We start from the raw sequence: 8,684 nt of genomic DNA, 5'->3' as shown, positions 1-8,684 counted from the left end.
AACTGGCGGCCCGCCGTTTCGACTTGGCGCTGGTGGTCGATTGCCTGGAACATTTGCCCAAGCGCGACGGCCTGAATCTGTTGGGCGGGATCCGCAACCTCAACGCCAGCCGCATCGCCGTGCTGGCGGATCTGCCGGCCAGCGGCTGGCAGGAAACCGATTTTTATTCCCTGGCCCTGCAGGCCAGCGAACGCTTCGCCCGGGATGAACAGGTGCTGACCCTGTTCACCTACGATCTGCTTGACTACAAACAAGTCCCCGACTGGCTCAACTCGCGATTCTGGGCCAATCCGGAAAACTTCGGGAAATACTGGTGGTAATGCAATGAGTACAGCCATTTGCCCTTGCGGCAGCGGCAACCTGCTGGATGCCTGCTGCGGTCACTATCACGCTGGCCACCCGGCCCCGTGCGCCGAAGCCCTGATGCGCTCGCGCTACAGCGCCTATGTGCTGGGTCTGATCGATTATCTGGTGGCCACGACCCTGCCCGCCCAGCAAGCGGGGCTGGATCGCCAGTCGATCAGCGACTGGAGCGCCCAGAGCACCTGGCTCGGCCTGGACGTGGAAAGTTCGGAAGTGCTCGGCGGCCAGCCGGAACACGCATTCGTCACGTTCACTGCGCGCTGGCATGACGGTCAGGGCGAGCACAGCCACCGCGAGCGCTCCTCGTTCGTGCAGAACACCGGGCGCTGGTACTTCATCGACCCGACCGTGCAACTGAAGCTGGGCCGCAACGACGCCTGCCCGTGCGCCAGCGGCCAGAAGTTCAAGAAATGCTGTGCGGGGTATTTCGGCAGCTGAAGCTAGACTGGGCAGCAAAGGGAGTTAAACCATGCTCGGTCATTGGCGCACATTCCAGGTCTTCTCGCTGCTCGTGTTTCTGGGGCTCGGCGGCTGCGCGTCATGGTTTACCGACGACGCCCGCGACCCCGCCGTTCACCTGGTGAAAGTCGAAGTGGTGCGCGCCAAGTTGCTGGAACAGAAATTCATCCTGCACTTTCGCATCGACAACCCCAACGACAGCGATCTGACGGTGCGCGGCCTGGAATACCGCATACACCTGGCCGACATGTTGCTGGCCGAAGGCGAGCACGAACACTGGATCACGGTGAACCCCAAAAGCAGTGCGTTTTACAACGTGCCGATCCGTACCAACCTGTGGCCGAAGGTGAAAGAGGTGGTGAAAATGCTGAAAAACCCGCACCAGCAGATTCCCTACCGACTGGAGGGCGAGATGGAAACCGGTTTATTCATCGCTCACTACGTGCACCTGGCGCGCAATGGCGTGATAATCCCCGCCGATCTGATTACGGAGTGACCCCGATGACCCAGCAACCTCATGTCCATGGCCCGGACTGCAACCACGATCATGACCATCACCACCATGATCACGACCATGGCCATGTCCACGGCCCGAACTGCGGCCACGCCCACCAGGAACCGGTGCGCAACGCCCTGAAAGACGTTGGCCGCAACGACCCTTGCCCATGCGGCAACGGCAAGAAATTCAAGAAGTGCCACGGCGCTTGATGTTTCAGGCAATTATCTTCTTCGCCTGAGATACCGCCTTCGCGAGCAAGCCCGCTCCCACATTCGACCGTATTCCTTCTGACGGAATGCAGGCAAATGTGGGAGCGGGCTTGCTCGCGAAGGGGCCTGCCCATTCACTGGAAGCTTTTCAGCCTGCCGCCAGAATGTGCTCGGTGCCGACCACCGTCGCATACTCCCCGTGCAAGTTCCCCAGCGACATCGCATGCACCTCTTGCGCCGAACGCAACGTGCCGAAATAGTCGGCCTTGTCGAAGGTAAAGCACGCATCCTCCGCCACCCACACGTCAAACCCCAGATTGCCTGCCGTGCGCGCCGTGGACTCCACAGAGTTGTTCGTCGCCACGCCGACGATGACCAATTGCCCGATCCCCGCCTCACGCAACTTCGCCTCAAGGCCTGTCGCACAAAACGCATCCGGTACCTGTTTCTGGATCAGCCACTCGACTTCCTGCGGTAAAAACCTTTCTTGAAAATCCACGCCAGACTGCTCGGGCCAGAACACCGAATCCGGCGAACGCGACAGGTGCTGCACATGGATCACCGGCCGACCGCTGCGTCGCCAGAGGCCCAGCAAATCAAGAATCCGCTCCTCGGCCGAAGGATTATTCCGCCGCCCCAGACGCGGTTCCAGAATGCCTTTTTGCTGGTCGATGATGATCAGTGCAGCGCTGGCCTTGAGCTCCATGGCGATTTTTCTCATGCGGGGTCATTGAATTTCCCGTACTTGAGCATCACCTCCTGTCACTAAGCAAGCTATCGAACGCACACAGGACAACCTGAAGCCGGCGTTTGCTGTCCGCACGTAAGCCATTTTCCTGATTTGGAGCTTTCCATGATCGACCTGTATTACTGGACCACGCCCAACGGCCACAAGATTTCCCTGTTCCTCGAAGAAGCGGGCCTGCGCTACGACGTGCACCCGATCAACATCAGCCAGGGCGAGCAGTTCCAGCCGCACTTTCTGAAAATCGCCCCGAACAACCGCATCCCGGCGATCGTCGACCATGAGCCGGCCGATGGCGGCGAACCGTTGTCGTTGTTCGAGTCCGGAGCAATCCTGCTTTATCTCGCGGAAAAGACCGGCAAGTTCCTGCCCAAGGATCTGCGTGGCCGCCAGGTGGCGCTGCAATGGCTGTTCTGGCAAATGGGCGGGCTGGGGCCGATGGCCGGGCAGAACCATCATTTCAGCCAGTTCGCCCCGGAAAAAATCCCCTACGCGATCAAGCGCTACATCGATGAAACCGCGCGCCTGTACGGGGTGCTGGACAAGCAATTGGCCAACAATAAGTTCGTCGCCGGCGCCGAATACAGCATCGCCGACATGGCGATCTACCCGTGGATCGTCTCGCACAAGTGGCAGAGCCAGAACCTGGAAGACTTCCCGAACGTGCAACGCTGGTTCAACCACATCAAGGATCGCCCGGCGACCGTGAAGGCCTACGCGCTGGTGCAGAAGATCAATCCGCCGAAGGCTTGAGTCACCCGGCCTGATCGTTCCCGTGCGCGGGAACGATCAACGGGAAGAAATAACCGCTCGCCCCGCTTGCGCGGCCCCCTCCTGCTCACTAACGTAGCGGCTTTATTGCGCCCCCAGCCTCTACACCCCCGCAGGAGCTTTGCCATGGCCTCGCCAGCCCTTTCACATTTTCTTCCCCGGTTCGGCGTTGCCGCAGCAGTGGCCGGTGTTCTGAGCCTGACCGGTTGTCAGACCTGGAACGCCCAGGACACCCTCCCGCCGACCTCCGGTGTGCAGCCGCTCAAGGGCCTGGCGCAGAACGTTTCGGTACGCCGCAATGCCATGGGCATGCCGCTGATCGAAAGCAACAGCTTCCACGACGCGTTATTCGCCCTCGGTTATGTGCACGCCAGCGACCGGATCAATCAGATGGTCACCCTGCGCCTGCTGGCCCAGGGCCGTCTGGCGGAAATGTCCGGTTCGTCGATGCTCGACGCCGACCGCTACATGCGCGCCGTCAACCTGAAGAAAAGCGCCGGCGAGCTGTACAAGGCTTCGTCGCCACGGCTCAAACGCTTCTTCGAGGTCTATGCCCGGGGCGTCAACGCCTACCTGTTCCGCTACGCCGACAAACTGCCGGGGGATCTGGCTTCCAGCGGCTACAAGCCTGAATACTGGAAACCGGAAGATTCGGCGCTGATCTTCTGCCTGCTGAACTTCAGCCAGTCGGCCAACCTGCCGGAGGAAATCGCTTCTCTGGTGCTGGCGCAGACCGTGACCAACGACAAACTGGCGTGGCTGACCCCGTCCGCTCCCGACGAAAACCTGCCGCTGGCCGAAGCCGACAAGCTGCAAGGCATCAAGCTCAACGGGCAGATTCCGGGGCTGACGGAACTGAGCAACGCCAGCGAAAAACTGGCCGCCATCAACCTGCTGGGCACTCAGTCGTCGAACAACTGGGCCATCGCCCCGCAACGCAGCCGCAGCGGCAAGAGCCTGCTGGCCAGCGACAGCCATGGCCCGCTGGCCGCGCCGTCGCTGTGGAGTTTCGTGCAGATCCGCGCACCGAAATACCAGGCCGCCGGCGTGACCGTGGCCGGTCTGCCGATGGTGCTCGGCGGTTTCAACGGCAAAGTGGCGTGGAGCCTGACCAGCGTGCTCGGCGATAACCAGGACCTGTTCCTGGAAAAAATCCGTCGTCAGGGCAGCACGTTGTCCTACGAGGTCAACGGCAAATGGCAACCGGTCGCCGTGCGCAACGAAACCTACTTCGTCAAAGGCCAGCGGCCGATTCGCGAAGCGGTGTACGAAACCCGCCATGGCGCGCTGCTCAACAGCACCCAGGCTGCCGCTCAGGGCGCAGGTTTTGGCCTGGCCTTGCAGACGCCGAGCTTCACCGACGACAAATCCCTCGATGCGTTTTTCGATCTGAGCCGCGCGCAGAACGTTGAACGCGCCTCGGACGCCAGCCGGGAAATCCGCGCCATCGCGCTGAATCTGGTGTTCGCCGATGCCAGCAACATTGGCTGGCAAGTCACCGGGCGCTTCCCGAACCGTCGTGAAGGTGAAGGCCTGCTGCCGTCGCCGGGCTGGGAAGGTCGTTACGACTGGGACGGTTACGCCGACCCGATGCTGCACCCCTACGATCAGGACCCGAGCCAGGGCTGGCTCGGCACCGCCAACCAGCGGGTCATTCCTCACGGCTACGGCATGCAACTGTCCAATTCCTGGGCGGCGCCGGAGCGTGGCGAGCGCCTGGCGGAACTGGCCGGCAGCGGTAAACACGACGGTCGCAGCGTGATCGCCATGCAGTACGACCAGACCACCACCTTCGCCGCCAAACTGAAGAAAATGTTCGAAGCACCGGGCATGGCGCAGCCGCTGAAACAGGCGATCGATGCACTGCCGGAAGCCGAGCGCAGCAAGGCCCGCGAGGCTTATACCCGCTTGATGGCCTTCGACGGCAAGCTCAGCCCGACTTCCGCCGATGCGGCGATCTACGAGCTGTTCCTGCAGGAAAGCATGAAGCAGATCTTCCTCGACGAACTCGGCCCGCAAGGCAGCCCGGCGTGGAAAGCGTTTATCGCCAACGGCGACCTGTCCTACGCCGCCCAGGCCGATCACTTGCTGGGCCGCGAAGACAGTCCGTTCTGGGACGACGCCCGTACCCCGCAAAAAGAAGACAAACCGGCGATCCTCGCCCGTAGTCTGGCGGCAGCGATCAGCGCCGGCGACAGTCAGTTGGGCGGTGACCGCCGGACCTGGCAGTGGGGCAAACTGCATCGTTACGAGTGGAAGAATGCCAGCGGCCAGACCGTTCGCGGGCCAATTGCGGCCGGCGGCGACCACACCACCCTGAACACCGCAGCGTTTGCCTGGGGCCAGGATTTCAACACCATGCGTGCACCGTCGATGCGTTTCATCGTCGACTTCGGTCAGAACGAGCCGCTGATGGGGCAGAACGGTACGGGGCAATCCGGGAATCCGGTGAGCCCGAACTACCTGAATGGCATCGACCCGTGGCTCAAGGGGCAGTACATCGGCTTGCCGATGCAGCCGCAGAACTTTGACCGGGTGTATGGCAAGACGCGGTTGACGCTTACCCCCGGCAAGTAATCCCTCCACAGTTGATCGTTCCCACGCTCTGCGTGGGAATGCCTCAAGGGACGCTCCGCGTCCAGTGACGCGGAGCGTCACAGGCTGTATTCCCACGCAGAGCGTGGGAACGATCGTGCGACAGTTCAGAAAATCAATAGAACTTCTGACTTCGCGCAAACCTCATAGCTAACAAGTCCCTCCATTCCGGTAACGCCATGGACCTTGTTATCGCCCGCCCCGAAGGCCTCTACTGCCCTGCCGGGGATTTCTACATTGACCCGTGGCGGCCCGTCGAGCGCTCGGTGATCACCCATGCCCATGGCGATCATGCCCGTGGCGGCAACCAGCATTACCTGGCTGCCAGCGCCGGCGAAGGGATTCTGCGCGCGCGCCTGGGCCAGGACATCAACCTGCAAACCCTCGACTACGGCCAGCGCCTGACCCACCACGGCGTCACCCTGAGTTTTCATCCCGCCGGTCATGTGCTCGGCTCGGCTCAGGTGCGACTGGAATACGGCGGCGAAGTCTGGGTCGCGTCCGGCGACTACAAGATCGAACCCGATGGCACCTGCGCGCCGTTCGAACCGGTGCGATGCCACACCTTCATCACCGAATCGACCTTCGGCCTGCCGATCTACCGCTGGCAGCCGCAGGCGCAGGTGTTCGCCGAGATCAATCAGTGGTGGCAGGCCAACATCGAGGCCGGCAAGGCCAGCGTGCTGTTCTGCTATTCGTTCGGCAAGGCCCAGCGGATTCTGCACGGCATCGACGAAACCCTCGGGCCGATCCTCAGCCACGGCGCGGTGGAGCCGCTGAATCGCGTGTACCGCGAGGCCGGCGTCTATCTGCCGCCAACCATCTACGCCGGCGATGTGAAGAAGAATGACCCGATGATGCGTCAGGCGCTGGTCATCGCCCCGCCGTCGGCCGGTGGCAGCAGCTGGATGCGCCGGTTCGGCGATTACAGCGACAGCTTCGCCAGCGGCTGGATGCGCCTGCGCGGCACCCGTCGGCGGCGCGGGGTCGATCGCGGTTTTGTGCTTTCGGATCACGCCGACTGGCCCGGCCTGTTGTGGGCCATCGAACAGACCGGCGCCGAACGGGTGATGGTCACCCACGGCTCGATTGGCGTGCTGGTACGCCATCTGCGCGAAAAAGGGCTGGACGCACAAGGTTTCAACACCGAATACGGTGACGACGAAGAAGAGCTTTCCACCGCCACGCCCGCCGTTGCCGAGGTGCAACCATGAAAGACTTCGCCGGGTTGTACGCCGAACTCGACGCCACCACCTCCAGCAACGCCAAACTGGCGGCCATGCAAACCTACTTCGCCCAGGCGCAACCGCAGGATGCAGCGTGGGCGGTGTATTTCTTGTCCGGCGGGCGACCTCGGCAACTGGTGCCGGTGCGGATCCTGCGGGATCTGGCGGTCGAGGTGTCCGGGCTGGCCCCGTGGCTGTTCGAGGAGAGCTATCAGGCGGTCGGCGATCTGGCGGAAACCATTTCGCTGGTGCTGCCGGAACACCCGCACACCTCCGAGGCCGGGCTCGCCGAATGGATCGAAGACAAACTGCTGCCCCTGCGCGGTGAAACCCCTGAATACCTCGCTCACCAGTTGCCCGCGCTGTGGGCGCAACTGGATCGGCCGAGCCTGATGCTGTGCATCAAACTGATCACCGGCAGCTTCCGGGTCGGTGTTTCCAAACTGCTGGTGACCCGCGCCCTGGCTTCGATGGCTGGGCTCGACAGCAAACGCGTGGCGCAACGGCTGGTGGGTTACACCGATTTGTCCAACCGGCCGAACGCCGCCAGTTATCTGAAACTGATCGCCCCCGAATCCAGCGACGAACACGCCCAGCGCGGCGGCCAGCCCTACCCGTTCTTCCTCGCCCACGCGTTGGCGCAACCGGTGGAAACCTTCGACGCACTGCTCGGGCCGGCCAGCCACTGGCAGGTGGAATGGAAGTGGGATGGCATACGCGCGCAGGTGGTCAAGCGTGACGGAAAGCTGTGGATCTGGTCCCGGGGCGAAGAACTGGTCACCGAACGTTTTCCCGAACTCGATACGCTGGTGCACGGTTTACCCGACGGCACGGTGATCGATGGCGAGATCGTGGTGTGGAAGAACCAGCGTCCGGTCACCGAAGATGCGTTCGATCCGCAGTCGACAGAAGCCCCGGCGGTGCAACCCTTCGCGCTGTTGCAACAACGGATCGGCCGCAAGTCGCTGGACCGGAAAATCCTTGAAGACGCACCGGTGGTGGTACTCGCCTACGACCTGCTCGAATGGCAGGGCGAAGACTGGCGCAACCAGCCCCAAGCCAGGCGTCGTGAACAACTGGAACAAGTCATCGCCCGCTGCAACAACCCGGTGCTGCTGCCTTCGCCGATCCTGACGGGTGACGACTGGTTCGACCTCGCCCGCCAGCGCGAAGCCTCCAGACGCTTGGGGGTCGAAGGCATGATGCTCAAGGCCCGGGACGCGATGTACGGCGTCGGCCGGACCAAGGACATGGGCGTGTGGTGGAAATGGAAGGTCGACCCGTTCAGCGTCGACGCGGTGCTGATCTACGCCCAGCGCGGGCATGGTCGCCGCGCCAGTCTCTACAGCGATTACACCTTTGCGGTCTGGGATGGCCCGCCCGGTTCCAGTGCGCGGGCGCTGGTGCCGTTCGCCAAGGCCTATTCCGGGCTGACGGACGCGGAAATGCGCGAAGTCGACAGCATCGTGCGCAAGACCACCGTCGAAAAGTTCGGCCCGGTCAGCAGCGTGAAACCGAGTCTGGTGTTCGAACTGGGCTTCGAAGGCATCGCCCTCTCCCGCCGGCACAAGAGCGGCATCGCCGTGCGCTTCCCGCGCATGTTGCGCTGGCGCCAGGACAAGACCGTAGACGAGGCCGACAGCCTGGCGACCTTGCAAAACCTGCTGGTCTGACCCCTTCCCAACGATACTCCCCCCCTTAACCCCGATCGTTCCCACGCTCCGCGTGGGAATGCCTCAATGGACGCTCTGCGTCCGCTTTGGGACGCGGAGCGTCCCGGGCTGCATTCTCACGCGGAGCGTGGGAACGATCCCCCC

9 protein-coding genes are annotated in these 8,684 nt (G+C 62.7%); 8 read left to right on the top strand and 1 reads right to left on the bottom strand.

The features are described from left to right. The 4 genes from PMI24_RS14235 to PMI24_RS14220 form a co-directional block, all read left to right on the top strand. On the top strand, positions 1 to 320 hold a 320-nt coding region (locus PMI24_RS14235), incomplete at its 5' end, for a DUF6231 family protein (protein WP_045121748.1). Between the two features lie 4 nt (positions 321 to 324). After that, on the top strand, positions 325 to 801 hold the full coding sequence (locus PMI24_RS14230) for a YchJ family protein (protein WP_007955017.1): 477 nt from the start codon (positions 325 to 327) through the stop codon (positions 799 to 801). Positions 802 to 832: 31 nt separating this feature from the next. Continuing rightward, complete coding sequence (locus tag PMI24_RS14225) at positions 833 to 1,318, top strand: LEA type 2 family protein (protein WP_007955016.1); 486 nt, start codon at positions 833 to 835, stop codon at positions 1,316 to 1,318. Between the two features lie 5 nt (positions 1,319 to 1,323). Beyond that, a complete protein-coding gene (locus PMI24_RS14220) occupies positions 1,324 to 1,530 on the top strand; it encodes an SEC-C metal-binding domain-containing protein (protein ID WP_007955014.1) in 207 nt (68 codons plus the stop codon). Between the two features lie 148 nt (positions 1,531 to 1,678). On the opposite strand, the gene PMI24_RS14215 is transcribed toward PMI24_RS14220, so the two are convergent. Then, on the bottom strand, positions 1,679 to 2,236 hold the full coding sequence (locus tag PMI24_RS14215) for a cysteine hydrolase family protein (RefSeq protein ID WP_007955012.1): 558 nt from the start codon (positions 2,234 to 2,236) through the stop codon (positions 1,679 to 1,681). 147 nt (positions 2,237 to 2,383) lie between these two features. Here PMI24_RS14215 and PMI24_RS14210 point away from each other — a divergent pair, with 147 nt between their 5' ends. The 4 genes from PMI24_RS14210 (at position 2,384) to PMI24_RS14195 (ending at position 8,540) form a co-directional block, all read left to right on the top strand. Continuing rightward, positions 2,384 to 3,028 (top strand): glutathione binding-like protein, encoded by a 645-nt coding sequence (locus tag PMI24_RS14210; RefSeq protein ID WP_007955011.1) that lies wholly within the window; start codon positions 2,384 to 2,386, stop codon positions 3,026 to 3,028. A gap of 144 nt (positions 3,029 to 3,172) precedes the next feature. Then, the gene (locus PMI24_RS14205; protein WP_007955008.1) at positions 3,173 to 5,623 is read left to right on the top strand and encodes a penicillin acylase family protein; all 2,451 of its coding nucleotides are present in this window, start codon (positions 3,173 to 3,175) and stop codon (positions 5,621 to 5,623) included. A 197-nt stretch (positions 5,624 to 5,820) separates the two neighbouring features. After that, positions 5,821 to 6,855, top strand: a complete 1,035-nt coding sequence (locus tag PMI24_RS14200) for a ligase-associated DNA damage response exonuclease (protein WP_007955006.1) — start codon at positions 5,821 to 5,823, stop codon at positions 6,853 to 6,855. Continuing rightward, positions 6,852 to 8,540, top strand: coding sequence for an ATP-dependent DNA ligase (locus PMI24_RS14195; protein WP_007955004.1), 1,689 nt, complete (start codon positions 6,852 to 6,854; stop codon positions 8,538 to 8,540). The genes PMI24_RS14200 and PMI24_RS14195 overlap by 4 nt, the downstream gene beginning before the upstream one ends. Positions 8,541 to 8,684: the final 144 nt, after the last annotated feature.

The organism is Pseudomonas sp. GM25, assembly GCF_000282255.1.
In the GTDB taxonomy this organism is placed as follows: domain Bacteria; phylum Pseudomonadota; class Gammaproteobacteria; order Pseudomonadales; family Pseudomonadaceae; genus Aquipseudomonas; species Aquipseudomonas aphyarum.
This window is presented reverse-complemented; position numbering and strand designations above follow the sequence as displayed.